Source organism: Priestia megaterium (assembly GCF_023824195.1).
GTDB lineage: Bacteria > Bacillota > Bacilli > Bacillales > Bacillaceae_H > Priestia > Priestia megaterium_D.
In genome coordinates, this window is the sequence record NZ_CP085447.1 from 1 (window position 1) to 21,645 (window position 21,645).

A 21,645-nucleotide genomic window follows, 5' to 3' on the forward strand; every position below is an offset into this window, starting at 1 on the left:
ATGATAAGCGTAAAAAAAGTTGCTTGTATTCATTATGGGATAAGAATGGACGTTTTTAAACCTGAGGAAATAATCAGCTCTAATCATATGCAGTCCAGAGGATACCTCATTTGTCCTTATTGTGGCGATATCGAAATCACTCATAAATACCAAGAAGGAAAATCAAGGTTTGTGGTTGCTGCTAATAGAGATCATACTCATGATTGCCCCTCTAAAGAGTCATAAAAAATGAAGCGCTCTAAAAGAATGAATCTTTTTAGAGCGCCTCATTTTATTTACACGAAAGTCTTTTCAAAACGGTATATTCTATAGAAGAAACTCGTCAAAAAAGTAGCCCTTGCTCAACGGGAGCAAAGGCTTTTTTCAACTCAGGTAATTTGGAAATACTTTATTAGTTTAGGCTTAATTTAAAATCTACATACATATTTTTAAAACAATATAGGGTTAAACTTTACTCCATGACGCATAATCAAACTCCAACGGAGTTCATTTCGCCATAGAGTAAATTTCAGTATAATTACCCTCTAGAAAACAGGGATTCCTCTTCCTTCTCCTAACCTTATTAAGTGAGAAGTGTGTAGAAGATATGATATGTTAGCGTCTCTACATAGTATCTAAAAATAAAAAATGAGGTGCTTGAATATGAATAAAACTGAACTAGTAGATGCAGTTGCAACAAAATCAGAACTAACGAAACAAGATTCAAAAAAGGCTGTAGATGCGTTGTTTGAAACGATTTCTAATGCGCTCGCCAAAGAAGAAAAAATTCAATTAGTTGGATTTGGTACATTTGAAATACGTGAGCGCGCAGAGCGTACAGGTCGTAACCCTCAAACAGGTGAAGAAATGATAATTCCGGCTTCAAAGGTTCCTGCTTTTAAACCGGGAAAAGAATTAAAAGAAGCTGTTAAATAAATATACCTTATAAGCAAGCCCTCCCTAGAGATAGACTTCTAGAGGGGGCTATTTTTCATGATGAAAAATTTCTAAATACCTACACCTAAATATTCTTTAATCAAGATTTCTATTTTCTTGAGTCGTCGGCTTAGAGGTAGGCTCTTTATCAAGTCTAGGTTTCCAATTTCCTAACTTGTTTTTTAAGTAATCCTTTAAAAAATCACGTTTCTTTTTTCGTCTTTTATCCCTGTTTTTCATAAGAACTCACCACCTTTACGTAACTCAATAGATTCAATTTATCATTATTATAAACTATGTTAAAAAACCCACTATTTATGCTGAATTTATAAGTGATAAGTAGTTCATCTTACTAGTCAAAGGTATACTTTTAGGTATTGTTTTAAATTATTCCAGAAGACGATTTCCATTGTAAGAGTAATAAAAGTTGAACGTGAAGAACAACCAGATGGTCCTCATATGTATTGTCATAATCAATAATAATAGAGAAAGCAGGTTAATATTTATTAACCTGCTTTTCAGACTGATGAGAAACCTTTTAAGTTCTCGTTAGAAAGGAATTTATAATTCCGGAATAGTAGAAGAACCATCCTCGTTCTCAGAGGTAGAAACTTTCTCTTTGAAGTTAGGTCACATCACTATTCACAAATAACACCTTTGTTAGTGAAAATTCATGTTCATAAAGTTGTATCTTTCTGGACACTCTACTTTGCGGTTAGCGAAAGTTACGCTCCCCCTGCTCCTTCTAATTCATTCACGAGATATTTGGCTATCTTTTCCACTGCTAGGGAGAAGACGATCTCCTCGTGCGACCCAGGCACCGAATATTTATTCACTTTCCCCTGTAATAACGCCTTCCAATCCGTGAACAACTCTCTACCTTCTTCAGCACTGAAGTAGATGACATCTCCAAAATATGGTGTTAAAACATGTTTTGTCATTAAATTTAGACACTTCCTGTGAGCATTGATAATCTGCTTTAGACTCGTAAGATCCGCATCGGGCGGGAGCACTCCTTCCACGATCAACTGATCAACAAGCATGTCCTGTTGATGAAAGAGTTCTTCTCCCTGCTCCACTAGGTCTAAATGGATGAAATGCTCCAATATATAAGAAAGCATATCCTCCTTTGTCTTGTGATCCTCTTCTAAAGGCACCTTGGTATCCATGAGTACCAACATCTCAACTTCTTCTCCCTGGTTCCGTAGCATAGTTGCGATTTCATAGGCGATGGCACCGCCCAGAGACCATCCTCCCAGACGATACGGCCCCTTTGGCTGAGCGTGCTTAATTTCCTCGATATAGAGTTGAACTACTTCCGACAAAGTCAACCCGTCCATTCCTTCTTTCTCTACGAGAGGATTCTGTAGACCATAAAATGAGCAGTGATCCTTGAGTAACCTTGCTAGCTGAATGTAACAGAATACATTACCCATAAACGGATGAACACAGAAGAAAGGCCTTTTCTCTGACTCTTGTAGTGGAACCAGAACCGATAACGATTTTGCCATATCATGATTGTCACGGATGAGACAAGCGATCCCTTCCACTGTTAGGTTCTCAATCAGTGCGGACACCTTAATCTCTTTTCCAAATTTCTCTCTGACCTTTGAAAGCAATTTGATTACAAGGAGAGAGTGCCCCCCCCTATCGAAGAAATCATCGTTTACATGGACATCTTCTATTTGTAGCAAATCCTGCCAGATTCTAATCAGCTGATACTCGATTTCATCCCTTGGGATGATTGGTGTAGAAAAGGTACTTTCTCTTTGAATCGTTAAGCTGTTCAGTGCCTTTCGGTCAACCTTCCCATTTTTTGTAAGCGGAATCGCGTCTATCTCAATAAAGTGTGCAGGAACCATATAATTCGGTACTTGTCTCTTGAGATGCTCACGCCATTCATATATACTTCCTTCACCCACCACATAGGCAACCAATCTCTGATCTCCTGGTTGGTCCTCTCTTATCAAGACTACTGCCTCTTTCACCGATGGATGACTTTCTAAATTCGCTTCAATCTCTCCAAGCTCCATCCGGAAGCCTCGAATTTTCACTTGATTATCGATTCTTCCCAGATAATCCAAGGTACCATCAGGAAGGTACCTCACGAGATCTCCCGTCCGATATAACCGTTCCCCTTCTTTGAATGGATGAGAAATAAAACGTTCGGACGTTAACTCTGGGCGATTCAAGTATCCTCTTGCTAGGCCTGCTCCACCGATATAAAGTTCACCCGTTACACCAACTGGAACAGGTAACAAATTCCCATCCAATACATAGGCTTGAACGTTCGGCAACGGACGCCCAATGGTTACTCTCTTACTATCTTTTTTGATACGATGGCATGTCGCATCAACAGTACATTCTGTAGGACCATACACGTTATAAAAATGGATCTTGTCAACCTCTACTAATTGTTCCCACAGTGACGGCACAATTGCTTCGCCACCGACTAGTACCTTGCTTGGAACATGAACACCATCGTTTGTTTCTAACAACCCGCCATCTATGAGTAATTGGAGTAATGAAGGTGTCATATCGAACATCTCCAACTTATTCTCCCGAATATAGGATACAAACTGTTGGGGATCACTGCGAACTTCGTTCGGAATAATATACAAGCTAGAACCATACAAAAGCATTTGTAATTGCTGAACGGATACATCAAAGGCGATCGAAGCATTTAAACCGACGCGCATGTTAGTAGGTGTCTCATGCGAAAACACTTCTTTCTGTAAACCATACGATAGATTTAGTACAGAATGATGCTGCACCAAAGCCCCCTTTGGATTCCCGGTCGAACCCGAAGTATAGATAACATACGCCAAGTTTTCTCCTGTCACTTCACATATTGGTGAAAAGGTGCTTTCTCGAGAGATCATCGCTTGATCCCGATCCAAACAAACTGCTTCGACTTCTTTAGGTATCCAACCTTCTAATGCTTCGTTCGTAACCAATACTTGGACACCTGTGTCCTCCAGAATATATCGTAGGCGACTTTCTGGATACGATGGATCCAATGGAACATAGGCTGCCCCAGCTTTCCAGATCCCCATGAGACCGACAATCATCTCAACTGAACGCTCGAAGCAGAGCCCGACCAATGACTCGGTCCCAATCCCACATTTCTGGAGATAACGGGCCAATTGGTTTGCTTTCTCATTCAGCTCTCGATACGTTAACTGCTGATTTTCATCCACCACCGCCACCGTGTCAGGTGTACGATCCACTTGATCTTCAAACAGTTTATGGATCACACTCTCACGTGGATACGCTATAGCATTATCATTCCATTCTTCTAGTAGTTGCTTCTGTTCTGTTTCCGTAACATACACCAGATCCGACAGGGTTTGATCAACATTCTCGATCATTTGCTTTAACGCCTGGCGTAAATGACCCAGCATCCGTTCAATGGTTAATCCATTAAACTTGCTACGATCATACATCAGCTTTAACGACAACTGACTTCCTGGACCAACAGCCAATCCTAATGGATAGTGGGTTTGCTCTACTCCTTCCAAGTCACCAATTTCCAGATCTCCTGAAGACTCCTCTTTCACCGGGTAGTTTTCAAACACATACAAGCTATGGAACAGCGGAATCCCTCTTGGAACTTCACTCCATCCCTGAATTTCTGTCAAAGAAGCATATTCATACTGTCTTCTTTCTATCTCTTCCTCTTGTATCTTCTGCAACCAATCCCTTACTTTCAGGTCATCCGTCAACTGGATTCTCGTTGGTGATGTGGTAATAAAGGGACCTACGATGTGCTCGACATCAACAATCTCCGTGGGGCGTCCCGAGCTAGTTACGCCAAAGACAATGTCGTTCTCGCCACTATATCGGCTCATGAGATACGCCCACGCGCCTTGAATCACCGTACTCAAGGTGAGCTTATTGCGTTTCGCCCAGTTTTGTAAAGCTTGGGTCTGCTCTTCCGACAAATGAGCAACCTTCTTGGTAAAGCCTTTTTCTTGCTCCTTACTTTCTAAGCCAAGTAGGGTTGGCGCTGTAAAGCCTCTGAGTTTCTCTCTCCAGAATTGTTCCGCTTGCTCCTGATCCTGCTCTTTCAGCCATTGAATATATTTCTTGTATGGCGGTGACTTTGGTAAATCCACAGCCTCTCCTTTCATCCTCTTCTGGTACACTGTAAGCAATTCGCTAAAGACCAGTGGTAAGCTCCAACCATCCAACAAAATATGGTGATGCGTCCAAACAATCCGATATTCTTCCTCCGCTTCTTGAATGACAGTCACCCGCATCAATGGCGCTTCATTAAAAAGAAAGGCTTGTTTTCGATCCGATGCCAAAAAGGCTTTTCGTCTCTCCTCTTTTTCTTCAACAGACAGCGCGCGCCAATCCACTTCATTCAGCTTAAATGGGATATGATCATACACTACTTGTAAGGACTCTTCAATCTCATTCCACACAAATGCCGAACGAAAGATCTCATGTCGCTGAATCACTGATTTCCACGCCTGCTCGAAAGTAAGGATATCCAATTTCCCTCTAAACAGGAAACTTAATTGCACCATATACGGCGCCGAATGTTCATCCTCTTGATCATGCAGCGTATGAAAGAGCATTCCTTCCTGCAAAGGTGATAGCGGATACAGGTCGGTAATCGGATGATTTTTTCCACGATTCATCTTAAATAGTACTTTATTCAAATCTGCTGGGGTGAGATTTGCAATCGCAAAATCCGAAACGGTCAGCGCAGATTCTCCACCCGAAGAATGAATCAATCCACTCAGTTGATGGAGCATATTCTCTGCAACACTTTGAATGGTCGACTTCGCAAACTGTCCAACATTGTACACCCAAGTGAAATGAAGTTTTCCATCGGTTACAATCCCAATCACATCGATCAAATGTGATCGCTTGGAACCAGGAGCATGATCTAAGCGCGTAAATCCGATTTCCGGAGCAAACATCGCATCGTCAGAGAACATTTGGTCAAATTGTCCAAGATAGTTAAAACTAATAGACGGCGTGGGTTGAGACTGGAGTCGCTCACGCATCGCTGGATTCAAGTACCGCAAAATCCCATAGTCAACGCCCTTATTAGGAATTTGGCGCACTTGTTCTTTGACTTCTTTTAATGCTGCGATGGACGTGTTGGCACCTGTAATATTCAAGTGAACAGGATAGATACTTGTAAACCATCCCACGGTTCTCGATAGGTCAACGTCTTCGATGATCTCTTCCCGACCATGACCCTCCAGATCCACGGTTAGCGCCGGATGACCTGTCCATGCTGACGTAGACTGTACCAATGCTGCCAATAGTACTTCATTGATTTGGACACGATGGGTGCTTGAAATCTCTTGCAATAACGCACGGGTCTCTTTCTCATCCAGCACCACGGTAATCTCCTCGGTTGCTGTGTTTGCTGGATCTTCGAGGGTGGAATCCACTGGTAGCATAGCTACTTCTTGTTCGGACTGCCGCTCCCAGTAATCACGTACTTCTTGCGCAATCCCAGATTCAGCGTAGTGATGCAATTTTTCCGACCACGCTTTAAAGGATGTACTCTTCGTAGGTAATTGGATCTTCTGAGCCTGGCTCGCTTGATTATACCCCGTTTGCAGATCCTCTAGTAAAATCCGCCAAGAAACACCATCCACTGCTAAATGATGAATCGCCCAGAATAATCGGCCGGCTCTCTTCTCACCTTCATCCAAATACACCATTCTCATTAGCGGTCCTGCGTGTAAGTGCAAGCTTGCTTGTGCAGTGTCAATCTCCGCTTGAATCACTTGATGCCATTCTGCTTGTGGCACTTCGTCTAATGAAATCACTGTCAGCGTCGATTGTTCTTCGATTTCTTCGATCTCTTCGTTCCACTGTTTCCAAGCTCCATCCGGTAAACGTTCATATCTTAAACGCAAGGCATCATGATGGCTCAGAAGGGTACGCACAGCTTTCTCCAGTAATACTATATCCAGTCGCTCTTTTGTTCTAAAAAACATAGATTGATTCCAATGATGTGGGTTGGGATGATCTTGTGCAAAAAACGATTGCTGGATGGGTGTAAGGATCAGTTCTCCAGTTACAACTCCCTGCTCCGCTTGTATACCCTGTTCTTCTTTGACTACTTGCGTCAACTCGGCAATCGTTTGATGTTCAAACATTTGCTTTGGTGTTAATTGCAAACCTGCTTGCTTCGCACGAGAAACAATCTGAATGCTGAGGATCGAGTCTCCACCGATTTCAAAAAAATTGTCATGAATACCAATCGGTTTTGTACCTAGCACACGTTCCCAAATCATGGAAAGTATTTGTTCACCCTCATTTCTTGGAGCCACGTAGCCTTCTTCTGTCCCTTGACGATCTGGTACAGGCAAAGATTTCCGATCGATCTTTCCATTAATGGTCAGTGGTAGCTCTTCCATCTCGACAAAGTAGGAGGGAACCATATGGCTTGGCAGTTGTGCTTTGAGATACTCGCGCCATTCTTCTTTACGCCCTTCGCCCACTACATAGGTTACCAATCGTTTATCTCCCGACTGATCTTCCCTCACCATCACAACGGCCTCCTTTACCGAGAGATGCTCCTGTAAGGTTGCCTCAATTTCCCCAAGCTCAATCCGATATCCTCGAATTTTCACTTGATTATCGATTCTTCCCAAATAATCCAAGGTACCATCAGGAAGGTACCTCACGAGATCTCCCGTCCGATATAACCGTTCCCCTTCTTTGAATGGATGAGGAATAAAACGTTCGGACGTTAACTCTGGACGATTCAAGTATCCTCTTGCTAGGCCTGCTCCACCGATATAAAGTTCACCCGTTACACCAACTGGAACAGGTAACAAATCCCCATCCAATACATAGGCTTGAACGTTCGGCAACGGACGCCCAATCGTTACTCTCTTACTATCCTTTTTGATACGATGGCATGTCGCATCAACAGTACATTCTGTAGGACCATACACGTTATAAAAATGGATCTTGTCAACCTCTACTAATTGTTCCCACAGTGACGGCACAATTGCTTCGCCACCGACCAGTACCTTGCTTGGAACATGAACACCATCGTTTGTTTCTAACAACCCGCCATCTATGAGTAATTGGAGTAATGAAGGTGTCATATCGAACATCTCCAACTTATTCTCCCGAATATAGGATACAAACTGTTGGGGATCACTGCGAACTTCGTTCGGAATAATATACAAGCTAGAACCATACAAAAGCATTTGTAATTGCTGAACGGATACATCAAAGGCGATCGAAGCATTTAAACCGACGCGCATGTTAGTAGGTGTCTCATGCGAAAACACTTCTTTCTGTAAACGTCCAGTTTGACAGGTAATCGAGCGAGTATGAACTGGTGTCAATTCCAAAGTAAGATGAAACAGCATAAGCTGTCATTTCGGCTTGAAACTCTTTTTCCGCCGCCGTATAGTTCAAATGTGTTTCTTTTGTATGAAGTTTGGCATGCGTCAACTCGTGCAACAGGCTCTTCACATTTTGCTTTTCAGAATTACGAGGGTTGAGCGCAACTTCTTTTGTTAAGGTATACGAGACACCTTTTGCACTGCCTAGTTCTTCTTTTGGTGCAATAATGGAAATGCCATTCTTTTCAGCGATGGCTTCCATTCCTTTATAAAGTATCTTGTAATCCTCCACATTCCCTTCTAACCAACGATTTGGGAAAATCTCAGGTAAATCACTTGCTTTTGCGTTCGTTTGGCTCACCTCAAACACGTGTCCGACTGAAAAGTACAGTCGGCTCGGTGTGACCTCTTTTTTCCCATCCTGTATGAGCTTTTTTTCTTGAGGAGTTGCCTTATTAATTGACTTCCATTTTCCGTTTTCATCTTGAAACTTAGGAACGGTTTTGTTTGGGACAAGAATTTTAATGCCTTTCTCTCCTTTATTGACGGAAAATCCTTTTTCTTTCCAGAAAGCAAATGAGCCAACGGCTTGTGCGCCCATAAATTGTTGCTGAATCAGTTGAGTGTTTGATAAAGAGTATTGATGAAACTTACCCATGAAAGAGAGATACTCTTTTAAATCTTCTGGTGAATGAAAATGCTGTTCGACGCGTTTATCCATGTCCTTGGTGAGCGCTTCAATTTCTTTTCGCTTCTCTTCAGCTGATTTTTTCACATATCCTTTACTCATGGTTCTCGTTCTCCTTTTGATACGAGATTTCTTTTAATTCCTCTAATTCTTGTTGATCCCAAGGTTCATCTACTTCGACAAAGAGCTTCTTCGTTTTGATATTCATCGGGACCAACATATCACCTAGATGACTGATATATTGATGAAACTCCTTCGCTTCTTCTGCTGTGAAAATCACTTCCTCTTCTTGATCACGATACTGTACAATCGCACTCTTTTCACCAATCGCTTTGATTGATACCAACACCACATCTTTTTGAAAAAACATATTCATTTCCTCCTTCTATTTCGTTACACCTATTCATTGAGTGGATGTAGATTTCCCTCTTGATTCTTCCCAATCAATTCGTTTTTGTCGCTGATGAGCAATGCGCTCCTCTACCGTCTCTCGTGCAATTTTTGTACTATCCATTTCTCGCATTCCAGTAGTAATAAGCCCTTTAAAACCGTGGAAAGCAAACAAACCATTCATATATTCAATTAAAATCTGCGTATTTTTATCCGTAGCGTTTGTGCCAAGACGAATCTTCTTAAGCTCTTCTTTTAATACATCATGCAGATTATGACTCACAACTTCGGTAATATACTTTAATGACCATTCTTGCGCTTTTCGTTCCTTGTGTTCCTGGCAAATTTGAGAGATGGCATCACCTGTAAACCCAATATCATGCTCTTCCATATACGTTTGAATATAGTCTTTGGCTTCTTCTGTTAACGATAGTTTCATACGTTGTTTTGCCACGTTAATAACTCCTTTCATCCTCATAATGTTGTTGCCCATTACGTTGTGATTCACGTTGCATTCGTTCATAATGCTGTTGGTTTTTCCAGCTTTCATATTCACTTTTAAAAGCTCGTTCCATTCTCTTTAAGGAAGCGTGCATCGACACATGCTGCTGAAACCCTTTAGAACGTTTCGGTGATTTTGCATGTTCGATAAGATGTTGAGCACGCTGCTGTTTTTTATCATAGGTTTTCATTTCCTGTAAAAAAGCATTACCCATTCGCTTATACAATTCATCGATTTTATTCTGCTTGTAATTTTTATACCGGTATTGATTTACCTTCCCTTCTCCATATGCCTTCTTTAATTCGTTCACTTCCCCATCTAAGGTTTTCATTAGTTGCTGATATTCTTTTGGGTGATATTTTTGGATATACTTCTCACTCAATGTATCGATATAAGGCTTTAATGGCTTGAGCGTGTTATAGCTATACTGCCATTGCCTTTTGTCTTTTGGTAGATAATTGTAGACTAGTAAAAACAACGGTTTTAATTCTCGGTTCCGCCATGCAAGAGACGAATCTTTTTTCTTGTGATCCACCATATCTTTACGAATCAACTCATTGATTTTTATCTGATTTTCTCGGCGATTCGTCATTTGATTGACGACTTTTGCCTTCATGGCATCTAAGCTGCTTTGCTTTCTCATGCCTCGTTCTCTTGTAGGGCGAGGTTCCACTGTCGCAATATGAATATGAATGTTGTTGGTGTTGTAATGTATGGCAGCTGACCAAACAGCTGACCCATTTAACTTTTCCCTTTTAAGCATGTCATTCACGGCTTGCCTTGTGATATCCATGACCTTTTTTTCATCGACTGTATGACGACGAGAATCATATAATCCTTGCTCTTCCAGCCAAGGATTATGAAAGGTGATGACATCTTGCCACATGATGCTGTTATTTGCTTGTGCGGTTTCAAATACTTGTTTCAGATTCTTTTTCTCTTCTTCATTCAATCCGTCAGATTGATCCGTAAATAAAGAAGAAGTTTTATCAGGATTAGATAAGTAATCTTGATAAAGAGTAAACAGTTTTTCGTGTGCACCATATTCTTTTTTGGCATCTTCACGATCCACATAATCGACGTACTCTTGATACGCTTTTAGATTAGAGGTCGCAAATTTTGTTTTTAGTACGACTCCTGGTGTCACAGAAGAGACCGTCATTTGTTATACCTTTCTAAAAAAGCTGCGACCAATTCTCCTCGTTTAGCAGCTTGTTTTTCTTCCACTTGTTCAAAGACTTCCACCATGGATCGTTTCATACTTTCTTCCATACAAAACCATTCGTTTCGTAGAAAGAGGCGCTCCGTTTCCATTAGTTGACTTATTTTTTCAGAGATGACTTCCACCATCTCCTCTACAGATGGAATGGATACAATCTGTTTTTGTGTTTCTTGTGTTTCATCTTTCAGTGTTTGATGTTCTCGACAGATACGAGCAATCGCATCACCAAGATATCGGATATGATGTTCGTTCATGTAATCAATAAGATAGTGATCTGTTTCTACATCAAAAGAAATTTTACGTCTTTGTTTCATTCTTCTTCATCCTCCTCCATCATTTCTTGAATAAATCCATTCATCGTTTCCATAGCAATTGCACATTTCTCCATCATCTTTATATTTTTATCAATAAGATGTTCTAACGCTGCTTCATGATCTTGTTGCAGTTGAAGAAGAGCAAATGTTTCTACCTGACCTTTTAATAATTCCTGACGAGAAATCTTTTTTTCTTTTGCCATTTCATCGATTTTTTTAACGGCAATTGGATCAATATTTCGTAAAAAGATATCCATAACATTCGTTCCTTTCCTGTAGATTGTGGTTCCCCACTAAAGATGAGAGAAGAGCATAAGGGGTTTCTGCTATCACATAGGGTGATAGGCTAGGCAAAGCCTAGCGAAACCGTGATATCAAGAAAAAGCTCTTCACGTCCCTTTTGAGTCCCCTTTTCACCCTTAAACCCTGTTTTTTCAGGTCGAATTTTTACCTTTTAATCCCATTTATTGACCCTAGTCCCTTTTGAGTCCCCCTTCGTTTTTTCACTTCATGACCAAATCCTGTTCTTTTTCGTTCAACTTTTTCAGCTTTTCTTGCAAACTTTTTTGCTCATCTTCATAGAGCTGAATGCTTTCATCACTCGATTGAATTGCTTCTTTTTTCATCGCGATTTTTGATTCTGTATCGGCTTTCTCCTCATCAACTTGGTACTTCATATCACGTTGTAACTCGTTCATTTCTTGTTGGATTTGACGTTTTTGTTTCGCTTCCAGAGCGATCGCTTTTTCATAGTTTTGCATTTTCTTTTTCACTGTTTTTTTCTCCAATTGATTGACTAAAAGGGAATAGTCTTGCTTCTGTTGAAGGCTCTTTCCTTTCCCTTGTTTTGTCTTTGTCTGATCGGAATAAAGGGTTGTAAGGAATGATTGACTGTCTTCTTTTTCAGCTGTATCTGTTGAATAGTGGCTCGTCATATCCTCCACGTTCACCGTTTCATTCTCTTCCTCTTCTTGATACAAATCAAAGGCAAGTGCTTCCCAGTGAGGCGATAAATTATTTACTCTTACTACGTAATATCCTTCATCTTCATAAACGACTTTCACAGGTAATTTCACGTTTGGGTTTGCTTTTTCCATCGCAGAAAAGGAGAGGTTTTCGTCCTCTCCTTGATCGATTTTCACTACCATATCTAATGCATGAGCTGTTGGATAATACACACGTTCTTCAAGCGTAATGTTTCCCGTTCCTGCCGTCGAAATCGGCTCAAACGTTTTCGTATGATAGAGCCTGTCGTCCGTATGGATATAAAATTTTGACGTTAAGAGAGACAAAAAGCCAAGAAAGAAAAAGGCTAAAATGGCTGTGTATTTCCATGACTGTTTTCTCCGTAAATTAAACCGGTAATCGTCTAGCTTCTTTTTAATTGTCAATGTGTTCACCTCATTTCAAGATTTCTGTTTTTAATTCTTCGATACTATAAACGATCCATTTCTTTTCTTCTTTTCGCAATAAAACCTGAATGATGTCATGCGTTTGATCGTCTACATTTTCCTCTTTGATAACCAAATGATTCGTAAACTCTGCGATCACTTTCACCTCATCTTGCCCCCCATCAAACTGTTGAACATAAAGATGAAGGTCACTTGGATTGGAGTTATACGTATTGCCATAATCAAATGTTTCTGTTGGATAAAATTGCGCATAAAGTTCTTTGTCCATAATGGCTTTAGCAATCTTTTTTCGCTCCTCAAATCCTTCTTTTTCACGATGATAGGACACATCAATAAACTGTTTGACGGTATCTAAATACGCTCGCTTTTGTTGTTCTTGCGCAGAAGGAAGCACCTCATTCAATTGCTTTTTCAATTCATTATTTTCCTGTTTTAATGTGTCATTAGTGACTTGAAGTTGTTTCGAAGCTGTCGCTTGAGAGATATTCTGATTGAGGTAGATATTCCAAATGGTCACGCCTGCAATCGCAACGGCAAGCGCTCCAAATAATATGACACCAGCTTTGTTTTTCATCCTACATTCTCCTTTAAAATCGTTTTACACGTCCGTTAAATTTGTCACCAAAGTAGGTACCTTTTTCCATACTCGCAATAGCTACGCCCGTTTTTCCTTGGCAACCTAAGAACTTATTATCGCCCACGTAAATGCCCACATGGCCGTCTATCTTATACGTATCAAAGAACACCACATCACCAGGCTTCATGTCTTTTGGATTGATCGCTTGCCCTTGCGTTTTAAGGGTATCGGTTGTGACACCAGACAGTGGACCGACATTCACACCTACCTGTTCAAACGCCCATCTCACAAAACTTGAACAATCAAAACGTCCTGCGTTAATATCAGATTGAGAGCGCCCTCCACCGAAAACATAACGTGTTTTTCCTATGAGGGTTTCACCTGCTTCAATGACTTTCACACCGGATTTACTTCCACTTCCACCACTCGAAGGAGTTGTAGGCTTCCCATCAGCTGCAATTGTTCCTGTGTAATATTTTAAGACCGCAGAAACGTACAAGGCGTCGCCATAACATGCCCCATAGGGTATCATTTCAGGACGTACACAGTGATAATTTCCGGTATGTTTAACTCGTTGATATTGCATTTGCGAAAAGGAAATCGCTAACTCTGGGGTGTACTTTCCTCCATTTTTCATGACATAATTGATAAATCCACCGCCAAAATTATAACTCTGTAGACATAATTTCAAATCATACTTCGCTTTTTCTAGTACACTTTTGAAGTGTAAAACCCCTTTATCAATCGATAATTCCGGGTTCTTAATACAGCCAACCTTACCGTCACAATAGGATTCCGAACTTTGCATCGGATCGCTTCCGCGTCCGCCACTTTCTTGCATCATCAGTGCCATCATAATTGGCACATACGAAGCATCTAGCCCATGTTTTTGCGCGTATTTTTCAAGTAAAGGTTGATACCTCATGACTTCTGGTGAGACATTCGCTGTTCCTGCCCCAATGCCTCCGCCTTCAATTTCTGTTACTTCTCCTTGTTCATTCTGGCTTTCAAATCCACCTGTTATGGCGACAAAGGTTCCCATGAGTAAGAGGCCCGATAATCCTAACAGGATCAACGCGCCTCCAATCAAATATTTTTTAGGAATGAGATGCAAAACGACATGCAAGACTTACGCACCTCCTCCGTATAGAGCTTTCTCTTCTTCATCCACTTCGATATGAAAAGGAATGTTTTTTACGGCATCAATGGATAAGATAACATCCCCTGTGGCAAGCTTCGGGATCTCCTCAAGTTCACTGGATGTGATCCCCGTTCCAAAAACGCGTTGAATCGTTTCAATGCTGTTTCGGTCTTGTTGCATAATAAATTTGTACTGCGTAAATTCAAATAGTTTTTTGATTTCCTCGACGGCTGTTTGATCCGAACCCTCTGGCACAAAGTCACGGATTGAGTGACTCGCAAAGATTAATCCTCCAAAGTACTTACGCGCTTCTCGGCTGAATTTCCCTAGAAACTGTAGGGCATCTTCATTCCCCTTTCTTGTGTTGATGATATGATGAGACTCGTCAATCACAATGAGGTAACGAATGGCATCTTCAAAGGCAAGTTCGCCTCGCCCGTAAGCTTCCATTTGAGGTGCTCCTTGTTGAAGCATGTTATCCCACAACATGTTCATTACATTAAACAACTGTGCTTGAAAGATTTCACTTTTCAAGCTTGATAAGTGACGCAACGAAAAGAAGACAATTTGTTCTTCTGAAAAGTTATCAATAGTGGAAATCCCATCAAATAATTTGGCGTAGGTTTCTACTAAATTCGTAATATGCAACTCCATTAGCTCTAATCGATTCTTGCGTCCTTCTCCTAAATGGGCGTGATGTACTTTCTTTTCACGATCCGCATAGAGTTCTTGGCGAATATACGCTAAAAAATCACTAAACGTGGGATATTCTTCGGGACGAAGACTTGTAATAGTGTTATCATCGCCTTTTTCTTCATCCCATAATTCCCTTTTAATATAAAACTTTCGCAGAAGATTTTCATATTCTTTGAGTTCAGCATCTGTTGCTTCGGGCGCAATAAAACGGTAGAAAATGGTCAGTTTAGACAAGTGATGCGTAAAGCTTAACGTCTCTTTTTCATCCGTTTTATAGACTTGTAGGGGATTAATTTGCCCTTCCGATCCATCAAGGGAAACTTGCTTTCCTCCCAGTTGCTGCACAAGATCTTTAAACTCTCCAACGATGTCTAGTCCACGGATCTTATAGCCTTTGATTGCGTTATCCATCGTGACTTTTTTGAGGAAGGTCGATTTCCCAGCCCCCATGCGCCCAATCATGACCGCATTGTAACTTTTTCGCTGTTCATCTTTATGAAACAAATCAAAAATGACGCTGCCGCCTGTTCCAGTTGTGCCTTGATATGTCCCGTAAGGATCATCTAGCTTCATAAAATGAAAAGGAAACCCTCCAGCTAACGCAAGTGCGGGGATTTCCTTTCCTTTTCGTTTATTGGGGTATTTTTTTTGAATATGAAAAGGCGTGACCATCGACTCCCATTCATACTCTTGTTCATTTAAGAAAATGGAGCCTCGGAAGTTATGGGTTTCAAGGTGATGAATGACTTCTTTCACGTGTTGTTCCAAGTCAGGAATCGTTTTAGCTGCAAGGTAAATGCGAAGATGAACACGTTTAATGACTTCGCCATTCACCACATGTCGGTACAAGTCTTTCATGTCTAAATATTGTTCCTGGGCATCCATTCGATCAATGTTTTCTTTTGCATTAATATGACGAGCGTTTTGTTCACTCATGTTTTTACTAATGGCTGCCACGACTTCTTTACGGTTGTCACTGATCACATCAAGTGTCGTAATCGCATTCGGCATATTCATAATCGGGGCTAACCAGAAGTTATTCACGTTGGTTGGGTAGCCGTATACATGAACGCATGTGGTATAACCGTCACCATTGCGCGTCACATTTTCTTTGAAGCTCACGCCTCCTTGTGGCTGAATTTGAGCAATTAAGCGTGGATTGTAGCCTTTCTTTTGTTTTTCTTGTTCAGGCGTTTTCTCTTTTTTACGAAATGGAATAGACATCATCTCGGTTTCATCCTCTCTTCTTGATTTTATCGTTTCTCTATGGGTTCATGAACAAGGTGAAAAGGATTCACGTTTCCCTTTTCGACCTCTATCACTAGTTTCGTTCCTCCTACTTGCTTCAGCATATGAGTGAAGCCCTCTGTTTTTTTATTCATTACGTATTCTCCTTCCCTATTGTTTATTGCCGAGCTTGGCATTTTGATTATAGAGTTTGTAAAGCAAATCAATTTTCTTTTCTTGTGACACCGTTGATAAAGGCAAAACGGATTGAACATCACGCATGAATTGAGCGTGACGGGCGATGACATCCGTTTCCTTATCCCCATAGAGAAAGAGGAAGTATTCACGATTGGTACGTCCCCACTCTAAATATTGCAGTTCCTTTAGTTTTTTCTGCAGAAACCGTAAGAACAAGGCATCCTCTGATTGGTGGATTTTCTTCTGTAAAAACTGTTGTTGTTTTTGAGTGGATACAGGTAAATTCAAGGACACCACCTTGAGCGACTTCTCATCCCCTTGATAGCCTTTGGCTAACATATAAATATGACGATTCGCGTCTTCCTCATTTAATGAATTGACATCGGTGCTTTGAATTTGCCAGATATCAAAATAGCCTCCTTCTTTCAGTTCAAACAGGCCATTCTTGGTTTGATCGATAATGGGAATGATATCCGTTACACTCTTTTTAATTTCTGGCGGTTTTTCCTTCTTCTTTTTTATTTCTCCTTTTGAACCTTCACGACTAAAAGGAAAAAGCTTTTTGGAAGAGCGTGCTGCTTGTTTTTGGATCTCCTTTTCATCAAATATTGCCATGTGGTAAGCCTCCTTTATTCATGATCCCGATCAATGGCACAGTAGGTACTTTTCTTGCGCACCATCGTGAGTAATAAGATTTCATACATTCTTTTTTGCGGATTGGTTAACGGTCGAAGAATCATTACTAAACCAAATAGGCTCATAAACACGTAAAACGGAATATGGAGCATCGGATGAATAAAATAGCGTAACATCATTGTAAAAAGCAATAAACCGATGATAAACAGCAAATCAAATAAATAAAGCGATTTATTAATCTTCAATTCCGTTGAAATTTCTTTTGGGATTGTATAGTTTGCCATCTAGGAATCTCCTTTCCATAAAAAAGAGAAGTAACGTTGGTTACTTCTCTTCTGATTTCTTCTGTTTCTTAGACACAAATTTACGTAAGTCTTGCCCCGTATTACGCCCGATTTGATACGAGCGCTTTGTCTTATGAAGCGTTGGTGAGCTTTCAATTCGGTTCTTGACGTTTTCTATTTTCCCTTTGACATTATCACGCACAACATGGGCGATATTCCGTGTTTCTGTCCGATTTTGATGTGGCATTGGAATATCATTTGTGGAAGTAAGAACCGGATCTTGCTTGACCGTTTCTTTTTCCTGACGAGGTTCTTGAGTAGCTGCCACTTGCCTTTGGGCTTGATCCATGACTCTAGGCATCGTAATAGAAGGTTCATTTATTGATGAAGGAACCTTTGTACCTCCTATAGAAGAGTTGCTTTCGCTTGTGCTGCCACTATAACCGGAAGTTTGGATCTCCTCTTGAATAGGTGTACTTACACTTCCTATAGAAGAACTGCCTTCACTTGTGCTGCCACTGTAGCCTGATGCTTGAATCTCATCGTGAAGAGGCGCACTTGTATTCTCTACCGAAGATCCACTTTGACTTGTGCTGCCACTGTAGCCTGATGTTTGAATCTCATCGTGAAGAGGCGCACCTGTATTCTCTACTGAAGATCCACCTTGACTTGTGCTGCCACTGTAGCCTAATGTTTGAATCTCATCATGAAGAGGCGCACCTGTATTTTCTACTGAAGATCCACTTTGACTTGTGCTACCACTGTAGCCTGATGTTTGAATCTCATCGTGAAGAGGCGTACTTGTATTTTCTACTGAAGATCCACCTTGACTTGTGCTGCCACTGTAGCCTGATGTTTGAATCTCATCGTGAAGAGGCGCACCTGTATTCTCTACCGAAAATCCACTTTGACTTGTACTGTTGTCATCATAACTAAAAGCCGCCATTTTCTCGTGAAGGGAAGTTCCTCCGTTTTCTACACTAGATGATGTTCCTTCACTTGCGCTGTTATCATCGTAACCAGAAGCCGCCATTTCCTCGTGAAGGGAAGTTCCTCCGTTTTCTACATTAGATGATGTTCCTTCACTTGCGCTGTTATCATCGTAACCAGAAGTCGCCATTTCCTCGTGAAGAGAAGCTCCTCCGTTTTCTACACTAGATGATGTTCCTTCACTTGCGCTGTTATCATCGTAACCAGAAGCCGCCATTTCCTCGTGAAGAGAAGCTCCTCCGTTTTCTACATTAGATGATGTTCCTTCACTTGCGCTGTTATCATCGTAACCAGAAGTCGCCATTTCCTCGTGAAGAGAAGCTCCTCCGTTTTCTACACTAGATGATGTTCCTTCACTTGCGCTGTTATCATCGTAACCAGAAGCCGCCATTTCCTCGTGAAGAGAAGCTCCTCCGTTTCCTGCGATGGCTGTATTTCCTTGTTGCTCTCCTTTTCCTTGGACATAGTTAACATTCCCTTTTTGTCCACCTTCTTGCTGACCGGCTTCTTTGCCTGGTGCAGCTCCTTGTTTCTTATCCCTTCCCTGTTGTCCTTTAGCAGCATCGTTTCCTTTTCCATTTCCTCCTCCAACTCCAGCTTTTTTCATTTCTTCGTGTAGACTTGGCTGTTGTCCATTATTCCCTTTACTTCCTACTAACCCTTTACTAAGCCCTCCAAGACCTGCGGCAGCTTGAAGAGCACCGCCAGCTGCACCTTTTCCAAAACCTCCAATACCTTTTGCAAGATCTGTTGCATTTTTGAACGTTCCTTTCGCACCATTCATGGTGCTTTCCATTCCTTTCATCATCGCAAGACCGCCTGCGACAGCTCCCCAACCACTTTTGAGCCCCGCATCAATCCCGAAAAGACGCTCACACATGACCGGTCCATCTACAACTGCAATACTAAAGGCAATCTGAAGAATAAGCGTTGTGACACCTTCTGTGTGTTCAGCTATATAAGTCATCCCTATCAGATAGACCTTCATCGAAATGAAAATCATAATAATCACCAGGAACGTATTCAATATGTTTTGTAGAACAGTTTTTAACTTTTGTCCATCTCCTACATCCGCAGGAGCGACCAATTGTGCTAAAATCGCATTAAACCCTAACTCGTAACAAAGTTTCGCTAGCTTAATAGATGTAAATAACATCGTCATCCCTGTGACAAAAAGAGAAATGGCAATCGTCCAAAAATTCCAGTGCCAACGATAGTAAAGCTCTGGAAAGAAATCAAACCAGCCATTTTTAAGCTCTACGAGCCCTTCTTTTCCGTCAGGGGTAATGGCTGCTTTATGTGTGAGTATCTTCGTTCCTTCCTCTGAAAGTTTATCTTTTTCATTGACTTTAAAGTCACCATCAATCTTTTCCGTAATGTCAATTAGATCAATACGATTTTGCGGCACTTTATTAGGTTCTTTCAGATTAGGTGTTTTCCACTCATTCACATCAAATTGAGCCACATCGGTTATGTTTTGCTTAATAATCTTTTCACTGACAGTACTATCACCATCTAAATCCACAGCATCAATGGCTTGATCGGTAAACTTATCAGCTTTTACCATACCTGTGTTTAATAAAAGCAACACAGCCATTGAAATAAAAATGTTAATCATGATTTGTTCTCGATTGACTTTTTTATGGATGATTAACATATAACCGATATACAGGAAGGAAAATGCCCATAAGATATAGAGAAACGGCTGGATCTCTTTAATGAAATCTTGAATCGCAGGTGAATTAAAAAAGAGCTTAATGCCTAATACATTGTCTGTAATTCCTTCTAAACTATCAACAAGAAAGGATAGTACTTGTATAATGCCCCACCCTATTTTTCTCAATAGATACGAAGCAATATTCCCTTTATCAAGGTAATCAGCAAATTCATGTAGCTTTTTCAGAATCTCTTCATCTTTCATCCTCTTGCCCCCTTTCTACACCCTTACAACCCTTGAAATAAGGCATCTACTGTCATGTTTAATCGCTGATCGAGAAGAGAAACACGAATTTGAATTGGTGCTTCTCCCTTTCTTCCTTTTTCAAGATGGACCGTTCCATCTAACAACCCAATGGCGATCTGTCTTCCTTCCTGTACAAGAGGCGAATATGCCTCTAACATCTGTTCTAATTCTTTTGAAATAGCTCTCATTCTGTTTCTCCTCCTTTAATATACGTTAGTTTTTGGCATGTTCTCTGTCTTGTTCACACTTTATTAAGATCTTATTGATCGTTTCTTCAATGAGCTGATAATCTTGTCCATCCAGCTGATCCGTATAAGCTGATCCCATAAACGCGTCGTAAAAAGCACCCATAGATTGTTGTTTAAAGACATCAAGTGGAATATCTAAGGAAGGGGCCACTGTGGTTTGCATGTACGTCCATACCCCTTCATCCAATGAAAAGAATGCTTCAACCGTTTGGTTTTTCCAGTTCTCACGATTCACATCAGCAAAAGGTTGATCCTTTTCTCCTACAGATGCTTCTTCTTGTAACTCCTCTCCTTTCACTGGTTCTGGCTCTTGTTTGGCTTGTTTTTGGAAGGAGAAGAAGTTTTCAATGACTAACTCTCTTGGATTCACTTCCTTATGCAAGGATTCAATGTCAATGTCTAACAGCGAGCGATCCGTGTTAAAATCGTCTCCAAGATATTCCCATCGATATTTAAGAGCCGTTTTTCCTGTGTTATGAATTGGATGGGCCTTGATACGTCGACGTGATTGGTCTTGACGCTTTACAACACGCACGACCACGCTTTCGCCTTCTTTCAGTTCCATCAGCTCATTGGGCGTTAATAATGGCTTGGCATCCACACCCTCCGTCTTATTTTTATCCGTTGATAAGGTCTTTCCACTTCGAGACGTAGAATTGATAGTCCCATCTCCTAACTTCTTTGAAATCTCTTGCGCGGTTTCATAGTTATTCGTTAAAATATAAATGGTGTTTCCGCAGTTCCCTTCAATCGTGGCTGCATCTTCACCATATTTATTTTTGAGCTGCGGATAGGCTTGAATCACTAAATTAAAGCGTATATTTCTTCCTAAACAAACCGTGATAATGTTTGCCATTCCTTCAATCGCCGGCATATTGTAGGGTAAGAACCCGGCGCCTTAA

17 protein-coding genes and 3 pseudogenes are annotated in these 21,645 nt (G+C 40.9%); 2 read left to right on the top strand and 18 right to left on the bottom strand.

The genetic code is table 11. From position 1 onward, the window contains the following. Positions 1–225, top strand: coding sequence for a hypothetical protein (locus tag LIS78_RS29680; RefSeq protein WP_252285665.1), 225 nt, complete (start codon positions 1–3; stop codon positions 223–225). Positions 226–642: 417 nt separating this feature from the next. Next, positions 643–915, top strand: a complete 273-nt coding sequence (locus LIS78_RS29685; protein WP_252285666.1) for an HU family DNA-binding protein — start codon at positions 643–645, stop codon at positions 913–915. A gap of 96 nt (positions 916–1,011) precedes the next feature. Here LIS78_RS29685 and LIS78_RS29690 read toward each other — a convergent pair whose 3' ends face one another. From LIS78_RS29690 to LIS78_RS29770, 18 genes and pseudogenes are all read right to left on the bottom strand, one after another. After that, entirely contained in the window at positions 1,012–1,155 is a 144-nt protein-coding gene (locus LIS78_RS29690; RefSeq protein WP_252285667.1) for a hypothetical protein, read from the bottom strand. A gap of 485 nt (positions 1,156–1,640) precedes the next feature. Next, positions 1,641–8,210, bottom strand: a pseudogene (locus tag LIS78_RS29695) (amino acid adenylation domain-containing protein); the annotation flags it as partial. A 1-nt stretch (position 8,211) separates the two neighbouring features. Then, positions 8,212–9,045, bottom strand: a pseudogene (locus tag LIS78_RS29700) (ArdC-like ssDNA-binding domain-containing protein); the annotation flags it as partial. Next, entirely contained in the window at positions 9,038–9,313 is a 276-nt protein-coding gene (locus LIS78_RS29705; RefSeq protein ID WP_252285668.1) for a hypothetical protein, read from the bottom strand. The pseudogene LIS78_RS29700 and the gene LIS78_RS29705, both read right to left, overlap by 8 nt. Before the next feature lie 33 nt (positions 9,314–9,346). Continuing rightward, positions 9,347–9,787: a hypothetical protein gene (locus LIS78_RS29710; protein WP_207372301.1), complete on the bottom strand. Its 441-nt coding sequence runs from the start codon at positions 9,785–9,787 to the stop codon at positions 9,347–9,349. 1 nt (position 9,788) lies between these two features. Beyond that, positions 9,789–10,997 (bottom strand): MobP2 family relaxase, encoded by a 1,209-nt coding sequence (gene mobP2, locus LIS78_RS29715; protein WP_207372302.1) that lies wholly within the window; start codon positions 10,995–10,997, stop codon positions 9,789–9,791. Then, positions 10,994–11,371 (bottom strand): hypothetical protein, encoded by a 378-nt coding sequence (locus LIS78_RS29720; RefSeq protein WP_207372303.1) that lies wholly within the window; start codon positions 11,369–11,371, stop codon positions 10,994–10,996. The genes mobP2 and LIS78_RS29720 overlap by 4 nt, the downstream gene beginning before the upstream one ends. Next, positions 11,368–11,628, bottom strand: a complete 261-nt coding sequence (locus LIS78_RS29725) for a hypothetical protein (RefSeq protein ID WP_060746294.1) — start codon at positions 11,626–11,628, stop codon at positions 11,368–11,370. Before LIS78_RS29725 ends, LIS78_RS29720 begins: the two co-directional genes overlap by 4 nt. 246 nt (positions 11,629–11,874) lie before the next feature. Continuing rightward, the gene (locus LIS78_RS29730; protein WP_252285669.1) at positions 11,875–12,762 is read right to left on the bottom strand and encodes a hypothetical protein; all 888 of its coding nucleotides are present in this window, start codon (positions 12,760–12,762) and stop codon (positions 11,875–11,877) included. A 10-nt stretch (positions 12,763–12,772) separates the two neighbouring features. Beyond that, entirely contained in the window at positions 12,773–13,357 is a 585-nt protein-coding gene (locus LIS78_RS29735; RefSeq protein WP_252285670.1) for a MerR family transcriptional regulator, read from the bottom strand. Between the two features lie 13 nt (positions 13,358–13,370). Continuing rightward, the gene (locus LIS78_RS29740; protein WP_252285671.1) at positions 13,371–14,486 is read right to left on the bottom strand and encodes a bifunctional lytic transglycosylase/C40 family peptidase; all 1,116 of its coding nucleotides are present in this window, start codon (positions 14,484–14,486) and stop codon (positions 13,371–13,373) included. A 3-nt stretch (positions 14,487–14,489) separates the two neighbouring features. Beyond that, positions 14,490–16,424 (bottom strand): VirB4 family type IV secretion system protein, encoded by a 1,935-nt coding sequence (locus tag LIS78_RS29745; RefSeq protein WP_434092401.1) that lies wholly within the window; start codon positions 16,422–16,424, stop codon positions 14,490–14,492. Between the two features lie 26 nt (positions 16,425–16,450). Beyond that, positions 16,451–16,579: a hypothetical protein gene (locus tag LIS78_RS31555; RefSeq protein WP_257153592.1), complete on the bottom strand. Its 129-nt coding sequence runs from the start codon at positions 16,577–16,579 to the stop codon at positions 16,451–16,453. A gap of 16 nt (positions 16,580–16,595) precedes the next feature. After that, positions 16,596–17,237 carry a TraC-like domain-containing protein gene (locus LIS78_RS29750; RefSeq protein WP_095380636.1) on the bottom strand — a complete coding sequence of 214 codons (642 nt, stop codon included), beginning with the start codon at positions 17,235–17,237 and terminating at the stop codon, positions 16,596–16,598. Positions 17,238–17,251: 14 nt separating this feature from the next. Beyond that, positions 17,252–17,542 carry a DUF5592 family protein gene (locus LIS78_RS29755; RefSeq protein WP_029325440.1) on the bottom strand — a complete coding sequence of 97 codons (291 nt, stop codon included), beginning with the start codon at positions 17,540–17,542 and terminating at the stop codon, positions 17,252–17,254. Between the two features lie 40 nt (positions 17,543–17,582). Next, the gene (locus tag LIS78_RS29760) at positions 17,583–20,453 is read right to left on the bottom strand and encodes a pLS20_p028 family conjugation system transmembrane protein (protein WP_252285672.1); all 2,871 of its coding nucleotides are present in this window, start codon (positions 20,451–20,453) and stop codon (positions 17,583–17,585) included. 23 nt (positions 20,454–20,476) lie between these two features. Continuing rightward, positions 20,477–20,683 (bottom strand): hypothetical protein, encoded by a 207-nt coding sequence (locus LIS78_RS29765; RefSeq protein ID WP_029325442.1) that lies wholly within the window; start codon positions 20,681–20,683, stop codon positions 20,477–20,479. Positions 20,684–20,708: 25 nt separating this feature from the next. Continuing rightward, a pseudogene (locus LIS78_RS29770) lies at positions 20,709–21,620 on the bottom strand (TraG/TraD/VirD4 family protein); the annotation flags it as partial. Positions 21,621–21,645: the final 25 nt, after the last annotated feature.